Source organism: Pontibacter pamirensis, from assembly GCF_010015475.1.
In the GTDB taxonomy this organism is placed as follows: domain Bacteria; phylum Bacteroidota; class Bacteroidia; order Cytophagales; family Hymenobacteraceae; genus Pontibacter; species Pontibacter pamirensis.
This window is the reverse complement of sequence record NZ_SSNI01000023.1, coordinates 1-21,976: the sequence shown is the minus strand read 5'-3', so window position 1 is coordinate 21,976 and position 21,976 is coordinate 1. Positions and strand designations below refer to the sequence as shown.

19 protein-coding genes are annotated in these 21,976 nt (G+C 46.3%); 4 read left to right on the top strand and 15 right to left on the bottom strand.

Annotation, left to right across the window (positions count from 1 at the left end):
• Nucleotides 1-333: 333 nt before the first annotated feature.
• The 10 genes from E1919_RS17865 to E1919_RS17820 form a co-directional block, all read right to left on the bottom strand.
• A complete protein-coding gene (locus E1919_RS17865) occupies nt 334-2,079 on the bottom strand; it encodes an amino acid permease (protein ID WP_162054778.1) in 1,746 nt (581 codons plus the stop codon).
• 10 nt (nt 2,080-2,089) lie between these two features.
• Nucleotides 2,090-3,202 carry a lysylphosphatidylglycerol synthase transmembrane domain-containing protein gene (locus E1919_RS17860; protein ID WP_162054777.1) on the bottom strand — a complete coding sequence of 371 codons (1,113 nt, stop codon included), beginning with the start codon at nt 3,200-3,202 and terminating at the stop codon, nt 2,090-2,092.
• A 132-nt stretch (nt 3,203-3,334) separates the two neighbouring features.
• Nucleotides 3,335-4,006 (bottom strand): DedA family protein, encoded by a 672-nt coding sequence (locus E1919_RS17855; RefSeq protein WP_162054776.1) that lies wholly within the window; start codon nt 4,004-4,006, stop codon nt 3,335-3,337.
• Between the two features lie 125 nt (nt 4,007-4,131).
• Complete coding sequence (locus E1919_RS17850) at nt 4,132-4,476, bottom strand: hypothetical protein (RefSeq protein WP_237144591.1); 345 nt, start codon at nt 4,474-4,476, stop codon at nt 4,132-4,134.
• A gap of 291 nt (nt 4,477-4,767) precedes the next feature.
• Nucleotides 4,768-5,643, bottom strand: coding sequence for a 4-hydroxy-tetrahydrodipicolinate synthase (dapA, locus tag E1919_RS17845; RefSeq protein ID WP_317168238.1), 876 nt, complete (start codon nt 5,641-5,643; stop codon nt 4,768-4,770).
• A 183-nt stretch (nt 5,644-5,826) separates the two neighbouring features.
• A complete protein-coding gene (locus tag E1919_RS17840; protein ID WP_162054774.1) occupies nt 5,827-6,564 on the bottom strand; it encodes a LytR/AlgR family response regulator transcription factor in 738 nt (245 codons plus the stop codon).
• Nucleotides 6,565-6,568: 4 nt separating this feature from the next.
• The gene (locus E1919_RS17835; RefSeq protein ID WP_162054773.1) at nt 6,569-7,615 is read right to left on the bottom strand and encodes a sensor histidine kinase; all 1,047 of its coding nucleotides are present in this window, start codon (nt 7,613-7,615) and stop codon (nt 6,569-6,571) included.
• Nucleotides 7,616-8,283: 668 nt separating this feature from the next.
• Nucleotides 8,284-10,296 (bottom strand): NAD-dependent DNA ligase LigA, encoded by a 2,013-nt coding sequence (ligA, locus tag E1919_RS17830; RefSeq protein WP_162054772.1) that lies wholly within the window; start codon nt 10,294-10,296, stop codon nt 8,284-8,286.
• 195 nt (nt 10,297-10,491) lie between these two features.
• Nucleotides 10,492-10,995, bottom strand: coding sequence for a DUF4920 domain-containing protein (locus tag E1919_RS17825; protein ID WP_162054771.1), 504 nt, complete (start codon nt 10,993-10,995; stop codon nt 10,492-10,494).
• Between the two features lie 237 nt (nt 10,996-11,232).
• Nucleotides 11,233-11,811, bottom strand: coding sequence for a hypothetical protein (locus E1919_RS17820; protein ID WP_162054770.1), 579 nt, complete (start codon nt 11,809-11,811; stop codon nt 11,233-11,235).
• 287 nt (nt 11,812-12,098) lie between these two features.
• Here E1919_RS17820 and E1919_RS17815 point away from each other — a divergent pair, with 287 nt between their 5' ends.
• A complete protein-coding gene (locus tag E1919_RS17815) occupies nt 12,099-12,725 on the top strand; it encodes a cytochrome c oxidase subunit 3 (protein ID WP_162054769.1) in 627 nt (208 codons plus the stop codon).
• Nucleotides 12,726-12,828: 103 nt separating this feature from the next.
• On the opposite strand, the gene E1919_RS17810 is transcribed toward E1919_RS17815, so the two are convergent.
• On the bottom strand, nt 12,829-15,345 hold the full coding sequence (locus tag E1919_RS17810) for a gliding motility-associated C-terminal domain-containing protein (RefSeq protein WP_162054768.1): 2,517 nt from the start codon (nt 15,343-15,345) through the stop codon (nt 12,829-12,831).
• A 120-nt stretch (nt 15,346-15,465) separates the two neighbouring features.
• Nucleotides 15,466-16,062: a hypothetical protein gene (locus E1919_RS17805; RefSeq protein WP_162054767.1), complete on the bottom strand. Its 597-nt coding sequence runs from the start codon at nt 16,060-16,062 to the stop codon at nt 15,466-15,468.
• Nucleotides 16,063-16,272: 210 nt separating this feature from the next.
• Between E1919_RS17805 and E1919_RS17800 the strand changes: the two genes are divergently transcribed.
• On the top strand, nt 16,273-16,740 hold the full coding sequence (locus tag E1919_RS17800) for a hypothetical protein (protein WP_162054766.1): 468 nt from the start codon (nt 16,273-16,275) through the stop codon (nt 16,738-16,740).
• Nucleotides 16,741-16,827: 87 nt separating this feature from the next.
• Here the strand turns inward: E1919_RS17800 and E1919_RS17795 are convergent, their stop codons facing one another.
• From E1919_RS17795 to E1919_RS17785, 3 genes are all read right to left on the bottom strand, one after another.
• Nucleotides 16,828-17,262: a DUF2147 domain-containing protein gene (locus E1919_RS17795; RefSeq protein ID WP_237144589.1), complete on the bottom strand. Its 435-nt coding sequence runs from the start codon at nt 17,260-17,262 to the stop codon at nt 16,828-16,830.
• Between the two features lie 791 nt (nt 17,263-18,053).
• On the bottom strand, nt 18,054-18,428 hold the full coding sequence (locus E1919_RS17790) for a hypothetical protein (protein WP_162054765.1): 375 nt from the start codon (nt 18,426-18,428) through the stop codon (nt 18,054-18,056).
• Nucleotides 18,429-18,533: 105 nt separating this feature from the next.
• Nucleotides 18,534-19,139 (bottom strand): C40 family peptidase, encoded by a 606-nt coding sequence (locus tag E1919_RS17785; RefSeq protein WP_162054764.1) that lies wholly within the window; start codon nt 19,137-19,139, stop codon nt 18,534-18,536.
• Between the two features lie 286 nt (nt 19,140-19,425).
• Here E1919_RS17785 and E1919_RS17780 point away from each other — a divergent pair, with 286 nt between their 5' ends.
• Nucleotides 19,426-19,848 carry a hypothetical protein gene (locus tag E1919_RS17780; protein WP_162054763.1) on the top strand — a complete coding sequence of 141 codons (423 nt, stop codon included), beginning with the start codon at nt 19,426-19,428 and terminating at the stop codon, nt 19,846-19,848.
• Nucleotides 19,849-19,945: 97 nt separating this feature from the next.
• Nucleotides 19,946-21,754 (top strand): M61 family metallopeptidase, encoded by a 1,809-nt coding sequence (locus E1919_RS17775; RefSeq protein WP_237144587.1) that lies wholly within the window; start codon nt 19,946-19,948, stop codon nt 21,752-21,754.
• Nucleotides 21,755-21,976 lie beyond the last annotated feature (222 nt).

Genomic DNA, 21,976 nt, shown 5'->3' with positions numbered 1-21,976 from the left:
CAACAAGTCTCATTTTCTTACTATACCATAAGTGTTTCAGGGGTTGTGTAATAATTTGCCTGAAGGCAAAAACAAACAGCCCCTGCAACCAATGAAGCAGGGGCTGTTTGTGCATACAATGAGAAAGGTCATGGCTAAAAGCCGTGGCTTTTACTATCTATTTTCAACTAACTATTTCTCTTATAAATGGAGGCACTGAAGCCTTTAAGGCATAGCAGTACTGAACCTTCCCACAAGTTTCTCATATTGTTGCACTCTTTTATTTAACATAAAATATCAACTGGTTGCTTGTGACAGGAATGGAAAAATCTACCTCAGTTTTTACGAGCTCAACTATACAGCTACCGGGGCGGCAGGTTTATTTAATTTACTGTTACGGTACCCGTAAAAGAAGTATATGACTAAGCCCAATACCAGCCATGCCATAAAGCGACTCCAGTTGGTGATGCCAAGTTCAGTCATCAGGTATAGGTTTGTCAGGAGGCCGAGCACCGGTATCAGCGAAAGGTTGCGGGTGAAGGTGAGCAGTGTTAGTGCGATGGCCACCAATATAAAACCCAGCAGCGGCAGTTTGTGCTGAAGATTTCCCCAACCGCCTTCCATACTGAAAAACTGCGTCAGGCCCTCCTGGTTGTAAACATAAAGCAGTGAAAGGCAGCACAGCAGAAGCAAAGGTAGAATAAACTTTCCGTTGATATAAGGCACTCGAAACCCTTTATTTGTGGCAGGCACACCTTGCTGCTGCTCCATAAGTAGTATACCGCCGCACACAAGCACAAAAGCAAATAAAGTACCGATACTCGTCAGGTCCGTTACCTCTGTCAGGTTCATGAAAAGGGCAGGAACCGCCACTACGAAGCCTGTCACAATGGTGGCAAAGGAAGGGGTTCTGTGCTTTGGGTGAATGCGGGAAAAAGCCTGCGGCAGCAGGCCGTCACGGCTCATACTCATCCAGATACGAGGCTGCCCGTACTGGAACACCAGTAACACACTAGCCATCGCCACAATCGCACTAACGGCTACTATACCCGCAATGGCATCCAAGTTTACTCTTGAAAACACAAATGCCAGCGGGTCGCCCACAGCTAACTCCTGGTAAGGTACCATGCCGGTTAAAATCAGTGCCAGAATCACATACAGGACGGTACAGATGATGAGCGCAAAAATCATGGCTCGCGGCAAATCGCGTTGCGGGTTTTCGCACTCTTCGGCGGTAGTGGAAATGGCATCAAAACCGATGTAGGCAAAAAACACGGCCGATACACCTTTCATGATGCCGGATATACCATTCGGAGCAAACGGCGTCCAGTTGTCAGTGTTTACATAGAAGGCTCCCACCGTTATCACCAGCAGGATAACCAGCAGCTTAAGCAACACCAGCAGGTTCGCTGTTCGCTTCGACTCTTTAATACCAATGTAAACGAGGTACGTAATCAGCACCGTAATGCCTAAAGCAGGGACATCCGCAACCAATCGGATTCCCGCTATAGAAGGAGCCTGCTGCCAGGCCAGGTATGCTTCCTGCATGTTCGCTGGTAACGTTGCCAACAGATTGCCTTGCGCCAGTAGAGCAGAGGCTGCCTCAAAGCCCCGGGAGGCGCTTAAGTAGTCCATTGTCAAGTACTCCGGCAGGCCAAGACCTACGCCATGCATCACAGCCGTAAAGTAATCGGACCAGGAGATAGCCACGGCAATATTCCCGATGGCGTACTCCATGAGCAGGTCCCAGCCGATAATCCAGGCAACTAACTCTCCAAAAGAAGCATAGGCATAGGTGTAAGCGCTCCCTGAAACAGGTATGGTGGAGGCAAATTGGGCATAGCAAAGGGCCGAAAAGCCGCATGCTATCGCTGTAAATATAAAAAGCAGTGATACTCCTGCTCCGCCAGCCGCGCTGGCGTTCCCGATAGTACTAAAAATGCCCGCCCCGATAATGGCGGCAATCCCAAATGATATTAAATCCTTCAGACGAAGGGTGCGCACCAGGTCAGTGCCATGGATGTTACCATCTCGTTCGTAATCAGCCAGTAGCGCCGTAGCACTTTTGCGGCGGGTAAGGTTCTTCAGCAAATTGCTCATAAAGCGGCTGCTATACAGCCATAGGTTGGGTGTTTAAAGATTCAGGTTGTTCTGGTATTAAAAGCTTTGCCTCATCAGCGGACTCACTGCCACTGAAAACGCGTGCTGCCCAGCGCGGGAAAATAATGGCTCCCAACACGAGGTACAGGTAATGCGTCAGGAGACGGTACAACAGCACAACAATGGTGGTAAAGCTTCCCAGGTATGCTCCGAAGAAGGCCGGGAAAGCGATTTCAGCTATGCCTGCCGCCCCCGGTGTTACCGACATAAACAGGACAATCTTATAAATAAGGTTGCGTGAGAAGATAAGCAGGTGGTCGTGCAGGTTTAGTTGTGTGAAAGCGGCAATCAGGCAGCCGATGATAATGTAGCGGGCAGTCCAGACAAAAGCGGTGGAAATACCGGCATGTAACCAGTAAGTGGATTTTTTGCTGCGCAGGTGCTGCGACGCGATCAGGAGTTCATTGGCATGGCGGAACATTTGCTCCCGCCACTTTCTGAATGGCCTTAACTGGCCTAGCCGGATGAACAGGTGTTTTACAGCTTTTGGGTTAATGATGAGCGCATAAAACATAGTGAAAGCATACAAGGAAATCAGCAGATAACTGATGATAAAGGCAATAGCGAGGCTTTCGCGTAACGTTTCGCTCAGGCCGAGCATCTCGGGCAGCACATTTTCTTTTGTAAAGTAAAGCACCAGTGGTACAGCCAGCACAAAGTACAGGTTGTCGAGCAGCGACGTCACCATAACCTGTGCAATGGCTTTGCCCAGCGGAATCTTTTCTTTGAAAAGAATATAAGCGACCACCGTAGTACCACCCATTACAGAAGGCAGAGCACAGGAAGCGAACTCCCACAGCATGATAATGTTAAAGCTCTGCTTCCAACTCAGTACTTTATCTGTGATATAACGCATACGGTAGATGTACCCGAAATCCCTTACAAGGAGCACCAGCAGGGCCATGCTCACCCAGAAAGGGCTTACCTGCAGCAGCGTGTTCAGTTGCCCCGGCTCATAGCTGGTGTACAGCATATAGCCTATCACCCCAAAGCCCAGCAACATCGGCAGTACGAGCTTTCGGGTAGAGAAATTTTCCTGTAGTTTCTGTTTAGTTAAGGCCATGGTTGCTGTGAGTCTACTGTCATACCATCACTCTTTTCATCTGCGGCAATTGTGCAGAGAGGTACTTTTCTGCTTTTACTGAGCTGGTGTCGAGGCCAGGCCACTTGCTTTCGGAGCTGGTAAATTCTTTTGCTATTTAAAGCCTTGTACTTTGGCCTGCCTTCTTGTCGCCAGGCGCTGCTTTGCCACCGTGATAACTGGCGGGAGCATTGACACCCCGATAATGCCCAGCACCAGCAAAGAAAAGTTTTCCTTTACCGTTGGCATGTTACCAAACATGTAACCAATCAGCACGAAGAACAACACCCAGACAAAGGCACCTGCTATGTTGTAATACAGGAACCTGCTGTAGTTCATCTTACTCATACCTGCCACGAAAGGAGCGAAAGTGCGCACAATAGGTATAAAGCGGGCGTAAATGATTGTGCGGCCACCATAGCGGGTGTAAAAGCGCTCCGCCTGCTGCAGGTGTTCCTGCTTCAGAAACCAGTAGTTCTTTCTGTATACCCTGCTTCCCAACTTCATACCTGTAAGGTAATTGAAAGAGTCTCCTAAAATAGCAGCAATGCAGAGTAGTGCTAACAGCAGCAAAAGATTTAGGCCCGACGCCGGTATGGCGGCCAGCGCTCCCAAGGCAAATAGAAGTGAGTCTCCCGGCAGGAAAGGCGTCACCACCAGGCCCGTCTCGCAGAAGATGATAAGAAAAAGGATCAGGTATATCCAGCTTTCATACTGCTGTAGCAAGCTGACCAGGTGCAGGTCTATGTGCAGTATAAAGTCAATCAGGTGCTGTAGTAGCTCCATAAATGTAATCGATAAGAAATGTAAAAGAGGCAAGAATGAACGGAGTGCTTCTTTATATTTCCAGAACAGGAAATACAGAGCGCATCATCTAATACTATAGATGGGTTCAGAAGAAGGAGGGCAAACTAAGGTCCTTTGGAGAGGATGGAGTGGAGTATGTTAGCTCCAGAATGGAAGGAAAGGTGCGAAGGTACTGCTTCTGTAATTGGAGGCTGCGGGTATAGGAGTTGTAAAAATACTTTTGTGAATGGAGGCCACAGCGTTTTTTGGGCCTTCTGAAGTATGCCTTCAGAATCACCGGCGCTAACCTCACCAGCTACAACTGGAAAAGCCGCTTCATCAGAAGTGTAAGCACTGTAACTGTAATCTACAGTTGAGGGAGGAGTAGCCGTAGCAGGCACCGCAAAGGCGAAAGCACTGCATAGCAGCATTGCCAGCAGAAGGCTCAGCTTCTCAAAAATCGATACCATTGTCGCTTTCACAGCAGCAAAGGAATGCAGTTGTAGCATCCAAAACAATAGGGGAGAGCAATTATATTTTTTTAAGGTTCGGGAAGTGTGCTTGTGTCAGCCTATCACCTCAAACACAGCTAGTTTCTGGTATAGCATACCTTGTTCTGTCTCAAGTTAAGTGAGGGTGTAGCGGGCTTTAATATGATTGTTTTTCAGTCTGGCAGCAGATTCGCTACATTGTTTCATCTATATGGCTGAAGACAGAAAAGGCTGGCATCAAGCCAGCCTTTTCTGCTGTACTATCAATATCTATAACAGCTTGAAAAGCTTATCACGTAAGCCAGCCGATGCTTCCACTAGCGGGAGCCGTACACTGGCAGCACATACACCAAAACGCTCCAACAACACTTTAACTCCTACAGGGTTGCCCTCTTCATACATGAGTGGGTTGATATCCACGAAGCTAAACAACAATTCAGTGGCTTTTTTAAAGTTTCCGTCCAGTGCCTGCTGCACCATTGTACTGAATTTATCTGGGAAGGCATTGGCAAGAACAGAAATAGAGCCCTCTGCACCAAACGAAATCATCGGCACTGTCAGCATATCATCACCGCTAATCAGCATGAAATCTTCCGGTTTATGTTTGGCTATCGCCATACATTGCTCCATGCTTCCGGAGGCTTCTTTTATACCAATAATGTTCTCGTGTAGCGCGAGGTTCAGGGTAGTTTCGGTTGTCATGTTACTGCCTGTACGGCCGGGCACATTATACAGTACCACCGGCACCGGCGAAGCATCGGCTATCTGCAAAAAGTGCTGGTAGATGCCCTGCTGCGAAGGTTTGTTATACGCCGGGCTTACGGAAAGTATGGCCGTGATGCCTTCCAAATCAGTTGCAGCAAAGTTTTCAATAACCTGTTGTGTGTTGTTGCCACCTAAGCCATAGACCATGGGCACCTGGTCTTTTACATGTTCCTTAACAAATTGGAGTATAGCTGCTTTCTCAGCAGTTGTTGTTGTTGAAGATTCAGCAGTAGTGCCGTTTATTACAATATAATTTACTTCACCCTCCAGTACGAAATCCAAAAGCTTTTGAAGTCCGTCGTAATCTATAGCCAGTTCTTTTGTAAAAGGCGTCACCAGGGCTACCCCTGTTCCACTTAATTTCTCTCTTACCATGTTCATTCTTTACAACGCACGAAGTTCGAATTAAGAATCCTTTTCTGCAAATGCATTATATGAAAAAGGATTATCGAGAAAAGAAGAAGGACGAAAGAAACGGTCTGTAATATATTTCTTTCTGAAACTGCGGAAGAAGAGAAGCAGCTGTAGCAAAAGCATAGCCTTGTTTGGCTGTTCTCATATCTTTTATTGGATGTTGTTTTCCTCTACCCATTTCAGGAACTGCTCTTTGTATACTTCTCCAATTGGGATTTCTTTGTTACCAATGCGGATGCGGCTTTTCTCAATGCTGTCAATCTTCTGGAGCGATACGATGAAAGACCGGTGCACGCGCAGGAATTTAGCATCTGAGAGTTTCTCCATCATCTTGTTCATGGAGAGCAGCGTAATAATCTTCTGGTCCTTTGTCTGTATGATGATATAGTCTTTGAGTCCCTCAATCCAGAGGATGTCTTTAAAATCTACCCGTATGGTTTTATAGTCGGCCTTCACGAACATAAAATCATGCTCCTGTGGTGCGTGGGCAACCGGGGCAGCAGGAGTCGCTTCCGAGGCCTTGCCATTGCGCTGCAGCCGTTCCTGCGCTTTGGTTACGGCCTTCAGAAAGCGGTCGAAGGGGATGGGCTTGAGCAGGTAGTCTACAGCGTCCTGGTTAAAGCCTTCCAAAGCGTAGTCTGGGTAAGCGGTGGTGAAAATGATGAGCGGCTGGTTCTTCAGGATATTCAGAAACTGTATACCTGTCAGTTCCGGCATTTCGATATCCAAGAACATCAGGTCAACCTTTTCCTCCTGCAGCACCTGCATGGCCTCCGTGGCGCTGGAGCAGGTTCTGATGAGTTGAAGAAAAGGCAGTTTACTGATATAGCTCTCTATAATATCCAAAGCCAAAGGTTCGTCGTCGACGGCGATGCAGCGTAAATTCATAGTTTTATTTAGGGTTAGAACTGAAGTAAATTTTTAAAGTAGCGTAAAACGTCCCTTCCTTTTCCTCAAAAGAAAGCTGGTGCTGATTATGATACAGCAGGTTCAGACGGCGCTTCAGGTTTTCAAGGCCGATGCCGCCAAACTCCCGCTTTTTGTGCGTACTGGTATTGTTTATGGTGCTAAAGAGCAGTGAATTATTTTTTACGACCAGGTTCATGATGATGCCGATTTCATTTTTACTCACAAGGCCATGTTTGAAGGCGTTCTCCACCAGTGTCATCAGCAGCATGGGAGCAATCTGCTTGCCCTTTAAATCGCCTTCGATGTTAAACTTTATACCTGTCTGCTCCCGCAGGCGCAGTTTCTGAAGGTCTATAAAGTTCCTGATGTGCTCCACTTCTTTCTCCAGGCTCACTAGCGTATCGTTGCTCTCGTACAGCATGTAGCGCATCAGCAGCGAGAGTTTCATAATGGCATCAGGCGTCTCCGGGTGTTGTTTATAAGCCAGTGAGTATATGTTGTTTAGAGTGTTAAACAGAAAGTGAGGGTTGACCTGTGATTTGAGGTAAGCCAGCTCCGCCATCAGCTTCTGCGTTTCCAGTTCTTTGTTGCGCCGCTCGTTGCGTATGTAGTTGCCTGTTACCTTCAGTGCTGAACTGATAAAGGTGGTTACCAAGCCTCCCAGTACGTATTGCAGCAGGCGCTCATAGCTAAAGAGCATTGTCATGCCCGGGTTATACTGCCTGAACAAATAGTAATCGAAAGGGGCCTGTAAAACAGCTACTGCTATCAACATGGTTAGTACAGAGGCCACATACAGCAGAATACGGTTGCGGGCCAGGTAGTTTGGTATGAGCACATACCAGTTAAAGTAAAAGATTAGCAGATGGAATAACAGCCCAAATGTAATATCAAGCCCTTTGCCAAATGTAAGCGTGCGGTTGGCATATACAAAATAAAAAATCCAGGCGATGAATATTAACCAACCGGCAATATGCAGCGCTATTTGGTAGCGCTTTTTCATAGTCACCTCTGGTAGCGTTAGATTCATGATGTACGGGGTGCAGCTAAGGTGTAGGGTGTAAAGAGACAATTACGGCAGCGTGTTTCATTCTCTTAACTATAAAGTTAAGGAATTTGTGGCATTTTATCCCGCTGAACATCCTAAGTATATACAAAGGACTATTTTGTGCCTATGAAGCGCCTATTTTAAATGATAAACCCCTGATGAAGCGTGTATTGGGCTTGGTCTATTTTATCCCGCAGTTAGTATAGTTTACTTTTCAATAGCAAAAATTAAGTGCAGCTTAGCGTAAGGTTTTCAATAGACACTGTCTATACAGGTAAACATCATCGGCACACTCGGGCTGAGTTAGAGTTTTAGGAGGCGGGAAGTGCGGTTGTGGGATGATATCAGTTTGAACTATTTGTTTTAAGTTAGCTGATAAATGATTGGTTACAAACCTTATATGTTGTGAGTATAAACCAGTTCTTACTTATAAAAGTGACTCGCGGAAAATTCCTTTCTTCCGCTATCTGCTGTCATAGCTAACAAAAGCAGCGACGGAGGAATTTGGGTAATAGTACTGGGTGAATTACTATCTCTAAACAAAGAATTGCCTGATGAAGATACGTTTGTTGTTTGTTTGAGTGTTTGTAGAAAAGGCGCCGCTGTTTTGCAGTCGGCGCCTTTACACTTTTAATTGTTTAGTATTGTGGCTACTCCTGGATTAGAGCCAGAAACTCATCCTCCGTCAGAATTTTTATACCCAGCTTACCTGCTTTCTCTAGCTTGGCAGGTCCCATTTTGTCTCCGGCCACCAGGTAAGAGAGCTTGGCCGATATAGAAGATACCACTTTGCCGCCGTGGCTCTGGATAAGCTGTTGCAATTCTTCCCGGCTCACGCTCTGGAAAACGCCTGAGATAACAAAGGTGCTGCCTGCAAGCTTCTCGCTTTCCATTTCAGGAGCAGTGTTCTCTGCTTTAAAATTCAGTTCTGATGCCTTCAGGCGCTCCACCAACTGCACATGCTCAGGGTTTTGGAAGTACTGCATAATGGAGTTGGCAATTCGGTCGCCGATTTCATTAATGGCGAGCAGTTCTTCATAAGTTGCCCCACGTAGCGCCTCTAAATCCGGTAATTGTTCTGCTAACTTCTTGGCCACTGTGCTGCCCACAAACCTGATGCCCAGCGCAAACAGTACACGGGCATAAGGCGTCTCTTTTGATTTTTCGAGACTAGCCAGGATGTTGTTAGCCGATTTCTCGCCCATTCGCTCCAGGCCCACCAGTTGCTCGAAGGTCAGGTCGTAGAGGTCTGCTGCGTTGCGTACCAGATTCGTTTTGTATAGCTGCTCGATAGTCTCAGGCCCCAGGCCATCAATGTTCATGGCTTTGCGCGAGATAAAGTGCTCCAGCTTTGCTTTTATCTGTGGCGGGCAACCTTCATCGTTCGGGCAATAAAAATGCGCTTCGCCTTCTGTGCGCACAAGCGGTGTTCCACAGGCAGGGCATTCGGTAGGGTATACGATTGGCTGGCTGTCTGCTGGACGTTTATCAAAATCCACCCCGGTGATCTTCGGGATAATCTCGCCTCCTTTTTCAACAAATACAGTGTCTCCCAGGCGCAGGTCCAGCCGCTGTATTTCGTTGGCGTTGTGCACCGAGGCGCGCTTCACAACAGTACCGGCCAGGAGTACTGGTTCTAAGAGGGCTACGGGTGTTACAGCGCCCGTACGGCCCACCTGGTACTGGATGCCCTGCAGTTGCGTGGCCGCGCTCATGGCGGCATACTTATACGCGATAGCCCAGCGGGGGCTTTTGGCAGTATAACCAAGCTCCTCCTGCAGGGCATAGCTGTTCACTTTCACCACCACGCCATCTGTGGCAATCGGTAAATCAAAGCGCTTTGTCTCCCATTCGTTGATGTATGCCAGCACAGCCTCAATGCCGCTGCACTTCCGCCAGGTATCGGAAACCTGGAAGCCCCATTTCTGCACAGCCTGCAGGCTCTCAGAGTGCGTGTCGAAGGGATTGGAGGCGGAATGGAAGGAGTAGGAGAAGCATCCAAGTTTCCGGTTGGCTACGATAGCTGAATCCTGTTGTTTCAACGTGCCGGAGGCGGCATTCCGCGGATTTGCCAGCAACTGCTCGCCGGCTTCCTCGCGATCTGTGTTTAGCTGTTCGAATACCTGCAGCGGCAAAAACACCTCTCCCCGCACTTCAAACATATCCGGGTAGTCCTTCCCTTGTACTTGTAGTGGCACGTCATGTATGGTGCGTACGTTAGGAGTAATATCGTCACCTCTGGTACCATCGCCCCGGGTGGCGCCTTGTATAAACTGTCCGTTCTCATAGGTCAGGCTGATGGCTACGCCATCGAACTTCTGCTCGCACACGTACTCGATTTCTTCGCCTATCGCTTTGCGCACGCGCTGGTCGAACTCACGCAGGTCTTCCTCTGAGTAAGTATTGCTGAGCGAGAGCATCGGCCATTTGTGGTAAACGGTTTTAAAGTTCTTGGTGATGGTGCCTCCCACGCGCAGGGTAGGGGAGTTGGGCTGGCGCAGGTCCGGGTGCTTTTCCTCCAGCTCCTGCAGTTGCTTCAGCATCCTGTCAAATTCAACGTCCGGTACTTCTGAAATGCTGTTCTGATAGTATTGGTAGTTGAGGTAGTTTATGCGTTCTGTCAGCTGCTGCATCTGCTGCGCTGTATCTTTTTCTGGTGTCATGCCGGGGCTTTTGGTCTATCCGTAAAAATAGGAAAGAGAAATCAGATTAAGAGACGCAACGGAGGGGAAATTAAGCGCCTGTAATGTATGGCCGCAGGCAACGCCAACGAAAAAAAAGCCTGACATAATCGTATCAGGCTATAGGTATAAATGAAGTGAATTGTCCTATCAGGTTCTTTTTTAATGTATTGAGAGCTATTTAAGAATCACGCCATCTGCAACAAAGCGCAGTTCTTCTTTAGGTGTAGTGATGGCTGCTATTTCCGCTTCCGGCTTGCCTGCGTCTGTAGCGTAATGGCGTTGGTCTTCTACGGATATCACTTCGCGTTTCGCTATACCAGTAAATATAACCTGCCTGCCTTTGAGGTCTTCCACCGGCACAAAGAAACCATAGTCGCGGAAAGTTACCTTCATGGTGCTGTTATCGTCCAACTTCACATCCATCCAGCAGCCTTTCGCCTGGCAACTTTCTACTACCTCAGCGGCAACTGTAGCCTGAACAGAGTCTTTGCCGGCGACTTCTTCAGATAGTTGAGTGGCTGGTATAGTCTCTGCCTCCGGAACTGCTGCGCCATACGTAGTTCCGGTTGTGGCCGGTGTGGTAGCAGAGCCAGTACCGGGAGCCTCGGTAGCTGGTTTTGTTTGGTTACAGCTTAACGACGCAGCTGCTAAAAACAGTAAAAGGAAAGCTTTATTCATGACTCCAATATTATGTTAGCCTACGCAAATATAGATATTACGACAGCTTTATCTACAGGTCATCCCCTGATAAAGAGATAGAAACCCTAAAGTCACTAGAAGTGCTATAGGTTTGGGAGGGCGGTTATGAAATTTCTGTATTGTGTATAATGTGTGTAATTATGTATCATAACAATTTAATAACCAGTTGATAAGATGGTGTTGTTAAAGATATTGTTTAAAATATTTACCTTTGTGCTATTGCTGTCTTAGATTGTACCACTGGGCACGCTCAATACTGAAAAGGACCCTACCTGTAAGCAGAGGTAGATACTTGGCCGGCATAGAGGCCTGAAAGTTTCCTAACATCAGATCAAAATTTGTAGAAAAGAAGAATGTGTCTTTGTCTGGCTGGAAAGCAACTGGAATAATTGTTTCATTATTTACACCTTGCAGATTAATGGAGGTGGTGCGGTTCCTGTTGGCGGGCGTAAATCTTCCCGTACTGGCCTGCTGTTCTGGTGCCTCAATCATAATATACAGTTCAGGGTATTTTGCTCCAAACAATACATCATAAGCCATGGCAGGTGGCGTAGTGCTGTGAAGGGGAACCAGGCTGGCAATAGGCAGGACACATTCCAGCCTGTGTGTAGTTTTGTTGTGGCGCACCAGCAGTTGATCTGATACAAACTCGTAACGTTGCCCTATGCCCTCCAGTGAAACAAGGATGGTGTTGTTGCCTGTGTAGGGGGCGCGGTTTTCCTGCGCCAGGGTCTCCAGGGTTATTGATGGCAATAGTAGCAAGGTGAGAAAGAGGAATAGAAGGTGTTTCTTCATAAAAGCCCATTTAGTATAGCGATTACCTTTTAAACGCAAATTCCCGATTTAGGATGTTATAGTAATGGCTTCAAATATGGTGGAGGGAGAGTATGGGATGGTGAATTACGATATAATACACTTTTCAACGTGCTAAGGAGAGTTAAACTAGTCGTTAAATTAATTAGGAATATGTTAAACTAAATACGGTCTCAGCGGTATAAATATAATAGATAAACACAAATGTATAAGTGACTGTGGTCTTTGCTGTTCCGCAGATTGATACATTGCTGAAAAAGAGGCTGAGGATGGATTCAGATAAGAAAAAACAAATAAACGCAACGCAAAGCTTTGCCTTCCGGAGGATTGAGAAAATGCACCCTATCCGGATGTTGCTCTACCTGAGCATGATCGGTATTGGGGTGTTATTTTTTATTCTAACAGTGGCTTTTGCCCGCACCGGAGGATTCAACGGTGACCAATTTGCTTTGCCAAAATTTTTTAGTGTAAGTGCTATTTTGCTACTCTTCAGTAGCTACACGATGTCTAAGGTGCCAGGCTTGTATAAAAAGGAGAAGTTGAAGAAGATGTCGCGGTACCTTGCGCTCACACTTGTTCTCGGTATTTTGTTTATCGGGGCACAACTTATTGGCTGGAATGAAATGTCTAAAACCGGCGTGTATTTTTCTGGCAAGGCCTCCGGGACTTACCTGTACCTGATTTCGGCATTGCATATTCTACACTTGCTCGGAGGTATCATCTTCCTTTCCTTTATGCTTTTCAAAACTATATATGTGGCTTCTGATGGTGTCAGGAGCCTGATTTTTATACGTGACCCTTTCAGGCATTTGCAGTTGTCTATGTTAAACAGCTACTGGCATTTTATGGATTTTTTGTGGCTGGGACTTTATTTCGTCTTCCTGTTTTTAGCCTGATGATTTAACACCTGCATCAAAGTTCATACGAAAACATTAAGAGGCAGCCCCTCCCGGAATTTAAATTCCGGGAGGGGCTGCCTCTTAATAATGGGAGAAAGAACTATTTTACAATGGTAACGGAGCCTTTGTATTTGCTTGTACCATAGTCAATTACATAAAAATATACGCCAGGGTTTACTCCTTCACCATTCCACTTAAAGTTACTGCTCGTGTTGGAGTACACTTGTTTGCCCCAGCGGTTAAATATCTGAATACTGGAGAACACAGCCGTGCAGAACTCTGAAGGTAAGCCAGGAACCTCGAAGAAATCGTTCTTGCCGTCTCCGTTGGGTGTAAAGATGTTGGGTGGTATATAATCTGCAATGCTTGGTGCTATTATCCTAAATTCCATTGTCAGTTGCTGTGGCGACGGGTCGCAGGCATCTTCTGCCAGTGTAAAATTTACGCGTACCACCTCCTGCTCTGTTGCTCTACAGATAGCTTGCATATTAAATACGCCATTGGCACTGCCTGCACCTCCTGTGCTCTGGAAACTCATGCCATAGTCAGCCAGATCAAAGCCATCACCGGTTGCAGTGAGTATAAGGTTGTCTGCGTCTAAATCAGTTCCTGTAAATTTTGCCTCAAACGAATCATGCAAGTTTAAGTCAAATGAAAGCACGTTTTGGTCAGAAGTGAGCACCGGAGTGTTATTCGGGGCTTTCAATCTGAATTCCAGCACAAGCTCCTGGTCGGTGTCAGGGGCACAGGCATCTTCTGTGAGAATGTATTTCACACGGAGGGTACCCTGGTTGAATGCCTCGCAGGTAGGTGTCCACTGGAAGTTACCTGTAGCCTCGCCATTGCCGCCTGTGCTGGTAAAGGCCATGCCATAGTCGGCAAGGTCAAAGCCCTCGCCCTGGGCCAGCAGTGCTAGCAGGTCAGCATCAATGTCGTTGCCGAACAGGTTGGCTTCGAAGGGGGTGCCTACCTCCAGTTCAATCACCTGGACAGGCTGGTCTGAGGTGAGGACAGGAAGGTTGTTATTGCTCTCCGGCTGCACGTCTATGGTTACCGTTCGCGTGACGGGCTCTTCGCAGACAATGGAGGTCACAATGAAATCTAACTTATAGGATTCATTCTTCAGGGCATCACAGTTTATGTTCCAGTTAAAAGCCGACTGCACTTCGCCGGTTCCGCTTACTCCGGAGAAAGTGATGTCATGGTCGCTGATAGAAAATCCCTGCCCTTCAACATTTAAAGAAACCACGTCTTCGTCCGGATCTATACCCAGTACATCAAAATTGATTTTGTCTCCATCTTTTACCCTGAACACTCTGTCGGTGGTAGATAGAGAGACTGTGGGCGGAGCGTCCGGAACTGGTTCCACCACCAGGCTGAGGCGTACGGTATCCTGGCGGGGCAGGCTGCAACCATCGTCCTGCACAATCAGGTCCAGCTCATACACTTTTCCGCCTGTGTCAAAGCAATCAGCAAAGCAGATGGTGGCCTTAAGTGAGTCCAGTGCAGCGCCTTGGTTGATCATGCCGCTTGTGGTGCCCGTAAAGGTATAGTCCTCTCCGGAAAAATTCACAGGCCTTGCGCGCATCGAAACAAATTCACCCAGGTCAGGGTCAGTGACAAAGATATCAATACAACGGCTGTCAGCGGGGTTGATGCGCAATACTGTCCCTCTTTCATAGTATTCCTTTTTTCCCTGTTCACGGGCCACCACCTGAGGTGTTTGGTTTCGGGGGCACTCGAGAACCAGCACCTGGAAATCGCGGCGCACTTCGCCAATCTTTCTTCCATTCCGGAACTCCTGCGCCCGGACACCGAAAACAAACAGGCCTACCCGGTTAGGGCGCATGGTTAGCTGACCGGTATTACGGTCTACGTTGATAGACGGGCTTCCCTGCACCTGTACATTGCTGCTGTACCCCGGGAGCCACCTTACCTCCGGGTAAGGAGCGGGTTGAGGCGGAACAGTGTAAACCGGCATGTTGGTGGTGGTATAGCCATTCAGGGGCGTTACCATATCATAAACAACAGAGTCACCGTCCGGGTCAGTGCCATTAAAATCGAAATAAAATAGTTCGCCTACGCAGGCATAGTCGCTCAGCGGCGGGAACAGAATGGGTGAGGAGTTGCGAAAGGCTGCTCCGTTCAGCACTACCGGAGGAAACTCCATATAGAACGTCTGAGCTGCATCCTGTGGTCTATCAATGTTGTTGATGGTGTTGTTGCGGCAGCAGCGCTCCCAGGTAACATAGTAACCCTCTGGGTGATTAAATATGGCAGGATTCAGGTAAATATTCTGGTAGTAGACAATCTTTCTTGTTACCAGTTCCCCTATGGTGCAGTCGATGTTAGTATACTCTACCAATGATTGCTCCATGATTGACATCATCTGAGACGCGATTCGCTGGTTTGTAGCTTTGCTGAAGATGTTGACGGTAATGGTCTGGTCAAGGGCTCCTGGGTTTCCATTCACAACATCGAAGTATAGGTTGAGTTTGAGCCTGTAGTCGTAGTCCTGCAGGTGCTCTAGCTCAAACTCACCACCTACAATATGGGTAGCGCGTGCGCTTACAGAAAACAATAGTACACAAACTAAAAGAAGAAAACATTGCCGCATACGCAAACAGGTAGTTTAATAACATCTATTTATGATTTAAATGTATCTAAAAGAAATGAAAGTTAAAACAGTTACCCCTTTGTATATATTCTGTTAATGCGGCAGTTAGCCTGCTTTAGTTCAATTAACCTGCACCTCATGTGGTTGTAATACTTTTTCAAGCAATTCATCAAAAGGGAGTGGCTTAGAGAAATATGGGTCGTTGTACACGTTTGTCACAAACCGGATGTAGCCAGGTTGACTGTTTACCTTTATATAATCCAGGAGGATATTTCCGTACAGCTGGTTGCAAAGACTGGTCCCTGACACATCAGCGGCGGGTGGTGTGAGCACATGTTTCTCTACCATTTCAGTGTAACGCTCATGCCGCACCTCTAACTTGTCGCAACTGTGCAGGGTATAGCCTTGCGCCTGCACTCTGTCTTTCAGTAAATCAAAAAAGTATGTAAAGTTGTTTGCCCCTATACTTGGGTCGTAGAAGAAGATAATTCCCCTAACATACTCATCCTGTGTAATCTGAACCCGTAATTGGCTTGGCAAATCTGCCTTCCTGTAATGGTAAGCTTTGAAAAAAGGACCGGTCCAGTTCAGGTACACCTGCTCTTTCACCCAGGTGGTGTAGGCAGCCACGTGCTTTCCGGATCGCTCCAGCCTGGTGCAGGTGGTTTCTCCTGTATTATGACCCAACAATCGCTTAAAAATTTCGTTAAATGACATTTGATAATTTACCCATAAAACATAGTTTGCTTTAAATAGTTTAAGCCTTGCTAAATGGCCTTTTGTCTTAGGCGCGGGTTACCCGGAAATAGCAAATTTTAAATTTAACAAAATTTCACTTACGCTCACAAGTCGTACTTTGGGTTAAGAGCTAAAGTCCGCTGCTTAAGATAAGAAAACCGTGCTAACGCTATTTTATACATAACTATTATGGAAATTCTAACACAGGATCTTGAAACAAAGAAGCGGCTGCTTCAGGAATGCTCTAAAATTCTGAGCGCTCAGATCCAGGCTGCCAAAGATGCTATGAACCAGGCACAGGAAAGCGCCAACGAGCACCAGGGAGCCATGGAAGATAAATTTGAGTCTTTTAGGGAGAATTGTCAGATACAACGAGACCTGTATGCGCGGCAGTTAGACGAGCTGATGAGAACAATGGGTGTATTGAGAAACATCAACGCTACTAAATTAAATAAAGAGGTATCACTTGGAGCGGTAGTGTATACCTCCTCCCAAAACTACTTTATAGGTGTTAGTCTGGGAGAGGTAAAGCTGGATGGGGAGTCTTTTTACGCTATTTCCGGAATGTCACCACTGTATAAGGTAATGGCGGGTAAAACCGGTGGCGATGAATTCTCATTCCGGGATAAAACTTACAAGGTGCTACAGGTTTTTTAATAGCATCAGGAGAAGAACTCAGATAAAAAGAGGATAGCAGCTTAAGCTGCTATCCTCTTTTTATCTGTATCGTTAAATTAGCTTTGCCTATTTAATACGCGTCCAAGTTTGGGTTCTGCCTATCAGCGAGATACCAATATACCCTTTTACCTCCATTTTGTTTTTGTTGAGCATTTTCATGTAAGAAGAGTATGTCTTGCCGCTCTCCGGGTCATAGATAGTGCCGTCGTCCCATTTGTTATCCCCATCATACTCAAACCCTTTCATAAAAACCAGTCCCTTCAGTGGTTGCGTGCGTTGCTTTTGGTTAGGATTGTTTTCGTCGACTTTCGGCTTGCCGTTCTTGTTTGGCTCTTTCAAGGTTACAATTTTAGCACACAATTTGTCGTTGCCACACTCGTAAATTTCGAACTCAGCTTTCTTGTCCTCGTTAGTCCAGACTCCAAGGGGTGATAAGCTTTGCGCCCAGGCACCGGTTGAGAACAGCATGAGCACAGCAAAGGATAGAAGATACTTTTTCATATTTAGGAATTGTTTGTTTGAATATGCAACGAAATATAAGTAAAAAATAAGGATATACTAAACCCTTAATGCTTATCGATGCAAAAATTCAACCAGAAAGTATTTTTGTTCGAAAAAAGTCCAGCCGAGCAGTAATTTCTTTCTTCACCACCTAATTTCCTTTTTTCTGATGCAACTTCTTGTCTCAGTCTGTATTTCGAACCTACGCCAATTACAGGAGCTGATTTTATTGTAGGAGACTGCATTCTGTAATTTTACATTCAGTCAAAAAAATTTTTTAGAATTGCTATGCTGCTGAGTTCTTCTTAATTAATCCATAGTGAATTGATTTTGAAGGAGTTGTTTTTAAGAGGTGCGTTCTTTTAGTCTGCCTAGCAAATCTGAAGGCTGCTGTCCGGAAAAAGTCTAAAAATAAAGTGCAAAACCTTGTGAACTTTCAGGCGTTGTTTTATCTTTATCATAATGTTATAGTAGCGAGTGCTACGACTCTGGTCTAACAACCTAATACATTAATTGGTCGAAGGTTCAGGGTTATGTTGGACTAATGAGAAAGGAGGTGCTGATGTCTAATCCCAAACAAGTGTTATCAAGCCTAAGTAATAGTATTCACCTAAACCGTGAGTCGGCTTCATAAACGGGATTCTGCTGTTTATGCAGCAAGCATTACAACTGGTCTTCGGATGGTAACCTGAAACACAGGAAGCCGCTTGGTAAGACTTTTTAGGATTCTGAAACACCTGGTGTAACTTGACGGGCTACACCAGGTGTTTCTTTTTTTGCCCCTCCCTGACTTATAGGTCGTCCTTGTATATGGTATTGTTTCGCATCCGCCGCTCTCTTATAAAAGTACCAACAAAGAATGCCGCCGAAACAAAACAACTCAGGCCCATAACCACAAACAGGATGTTTCTCCTGTTCCATTCAAATGTATCAGGGTCTATTCGCATCACTACCAGGAAACCCACCAGAAGCGTGAGAGCCGTTACAGTATTAAACACAAAGCGGTTATGTTTACGCAGGTGATAGGTGCAGGCAAGCAGCAGCACACCAAAAAAGGGAGCGATAAGCGCTGTCAGGGGTCTGGCGGGATTCGCGAAGTAGCCAATTAAGCCCGCTATGATTAATACAAGCGCGTTGATGGTGTTAATAATGTAAGGATGTACCATGACAGTATTGATTAAGTGTCTTTCGGCCTTTATTAGGCGCGTCATGGTGTTGTGTACGTATAATACGGCAAGTGTTTTCTGCCCTTGCCGCTACAGGAACAGTTGCTATAATATACGCCTGATTTCCATGAAACGTCTACTGTAACCTGTACCTTCTACCTTACTTACTTTTACCCCTCCCACAGAAGAGGAGTGAACAAACTCAATGTTGTCATCATCAGTTGATATGATGATACCTACATGCCCTGGGGTGCGCTTTTTGGGGTTAGTACCCGTGAAAATCACTAAATCACCAATTTTGGCTTCATCACGCGCTATATGTTCTCCTTCCTTTGCCTGAAGAGCAGATGAATGCGGCACTGCAACATCAAATTTCTGGAATACGTGTGTGATAAAACCGGAGCAGTCAAAGCCCTTCGGGCTAACTCCAGCCCAGACGTAAGGTGTGCCTAACAGGCTCATGGCGTAGGTAATCAGCCTGTTCTTGTTATTCTCACCGCCTTTGTCTTCTGCTATAGCGGAAGGGCTTTCTTCAATAACAGCTAAACTATTTTCGAAGTCATATGCAACTGTGTGGGGTTCAGTTGGGGTCTCTGCTAGCATAGGAGAATCGTTGTCGGCTACTATCAAGAGGGTTTGCTGTGGCGCTGCCGATAGCAGCATTGTTAGCAGTGAAAAGGGGAACAACATAAGCATCTTCGTGTTTTTCATAGCGTCTGATCGGTAAGTATGATGTACTGCATGGAAATTTCATGCCAACTAAGCCTCAAAATTAATAAATTATTACCAGGGTTTGCACAAGATCACAATTTGATAAACACAGCAGGGGTGAGGCTGACTTTTGAACCTGATTTTCGCATGCTGTTTAAGGGCTTTCACTTATTGTATACATACGCTTACTTATTATTCATATTTTTTGTAACTTTTTAAGATTGTTATATTAATTTGTATAAACAGAATGATATATTTGTAAAGGATGTGTAACGATTAGGAGAATATGGAAGTGTATAGCACAAGTTCGGTGGCGGTTAAATACGTTCAGGGGCAGGGGAGGCTTTATCTGCAGTGTTGTGGGAATTTCAATTCCAGGGAGTTCCGGGAGAGCCTTTTAGTGGCTTTGCAGTTTGCGGCTGATTACCACGTAAAACAGTGGCTGCTGGATTACCGTGCAATTGGGGCACTAAGCGAAGAGGAGGAGACATGGCTGCACACGCATCTCTTCCCCCGCATCATGATGACAATGGGTACTGATAATTATGTGGCTGTTGTTTTGGCAGAGAAATGCTACCAGGCCCTGTTGAGCGAAGCGGGCTTGTATGGCCTCCAAAGTTTTAACTCTTTCATTATCATGAACACTTTTTCACAAACATCTGATGCGGTTGCCTGGCTGGATTCAAGCATGATATCGCATGCCTCCTGACGCTACAGCGTCTACTTTATAGCATGCAGGGATTTTGATAAGCACGGTATTTGTTGTAAAATGCCAAAGCTTATATAAACTAATCCTTAACATAAACATGCTCAAACAAAACCGATTTAAATTATCCTTCTTACTTGTTGCCTTTATCACCCTTGGCAATGCAGCCGCTGCGCTTGCAGCAGATTTACGTTATACCTTATCTATGCCTCAGCCACATACACACTACTTTGAGGTAGAGGCGGAGTTGAGTGGCGCGAAGAAAAAATATGTAGATTTTACGCTTCCTGTATGGGCTCCGGGGTCTTACCTGGTGCGTGAGTTTGCAAAAAACGTAGAGGGCTTCGAAGCCACCGACAAGTCAGGTAAACCCCTTCGTTCTGAGAAAATAGATAAAAACACCTGGCGCGTGTACAGCAATAAAGCAGATGTGGTACGCGCGAAGTATAATGTGTATGCCTACGAGCTAAGTGTGCGGACCAGCTACCTCGATGCCTCACATGGGTATGTGAATGGTACCAGCATTTTCATGTATCCGGAAGGCTACGAGAAAGAGAACGGAACGCTGGTGGTGAAGCCTTACAACGGCTGGGACAAAGTATCTACCGGTCTGAAAAGCACAGGTAACTTTACCTACACTTTCCCAAATTACGATATTCTGGCAGATTCCCCGCTTGAGATTGGCAATCACGAAGTTTACACTTTTACGGCTGCTGGTGTACCCCATGAGGTGGCTATGTACGGAGAAGGCAACTATGAGCCGAACCGCCTGATGGCGGATATGAAGGAGGTAGCGGAAGAAGCCGTGAAGGTAATGGGAGAGTTACCTGTAGAGCGTTATGTGTTCATCGTGCATAACCTGAACCGTGGTGGCGGTGGTTTAGAGCACCTGAACTCCACGACTCTGCAAACCTCCCGCTGGAACTACGGCACTGAAGCCGGCTACAACGGATTCCTTAGCTTGGTGGCACATGAGTACTTCCACCTCTGGAACGTGAAACGCCTGCGCCCGCTGGCGCTGGGGCCGTTCAACTATAATGAAGAGAATTATACTGACTTGCTTTGGGTGTCTGAGGGTATCACAAGCTTTTATGATGATCTGATTGTGCGTCGTGCAGGTTTCATCACACCGCAGCGTTACCTCGATGTGGTGGCAGGAAGCATCACCTCAGTGGAGAACACACCGGGAAACAAAGTACAGACAGTGGCAGAAGCAAGCTACGATGCCTGGATCAAGTACTACAGACGCAGCGAAAACTCAAACAACGCAGAGGTTTCTTACTATACCAAGGGAGGCGTGCTAGGGCAACTGCTGAACATGGAGATAATGGAGGCAACAGACGGTGAAAAGAGCCTGGATGATGTGATGCGCTACATGTACAACCGCTACTATAAGCAGCTGGGCAGGGGCTTCAAAGAAGCAGAGTTTAAAGAGGCTCTTGAAAAAGTATCTGGTCGTAACATGGATGCTTTTTTCCGTAACTATGTGAATGGCACTGCAACGCCGGACTATAATGAATTCTTTGACGCAGCTGGTTTGCGCCTTGTAAATACCAGCGAAGGAAGCAACCTGCCCAACTGGGGTGCCACTACCGCCGTTTCGGATGGTAAAGTTCTTGTTCGGGGTGTGAGCCGCGGTAGCTCTGCCTATGAAGGTGGCTTGAATGTGAATGATGAGATTATTGCCGTAAACGGATACCGTGTTGATGATGATATCAATCGTATTGTAAGTGGACTGGGGATAGGAGATACAGCTGAAGTGCTGGTAACACGCGATGGAAAGCTACAGACGCTGCGCATACCGATGCTGAAGGACGAAAGTGTGCGCTACCGATTTGAGCGTGTACAGAACCCTACAAGTGTACAGCAGAAGATTTTTAACAAATGGTTAGCAGTTGACCAAAGCTAGTTTTCTTTGGTTTGATATATAGAAAGTGGGAGTGAGGCAAAGCCTTCTCCCACTTTTTTTATGTTTTAAAAATTAATTTCTGTAAGTGTTAAGGTCATAGCCGTCAGGCTAAGGAGTTGTGCAAAGCTATAAGTAGCTGTAGCTTTGCAGGATGGAGGTAAGTGTAGAAGGATTATTAGAAGGCAAGGAGGAGTTGCTCGAGCAGCTGCAGTCCTTTTTCAA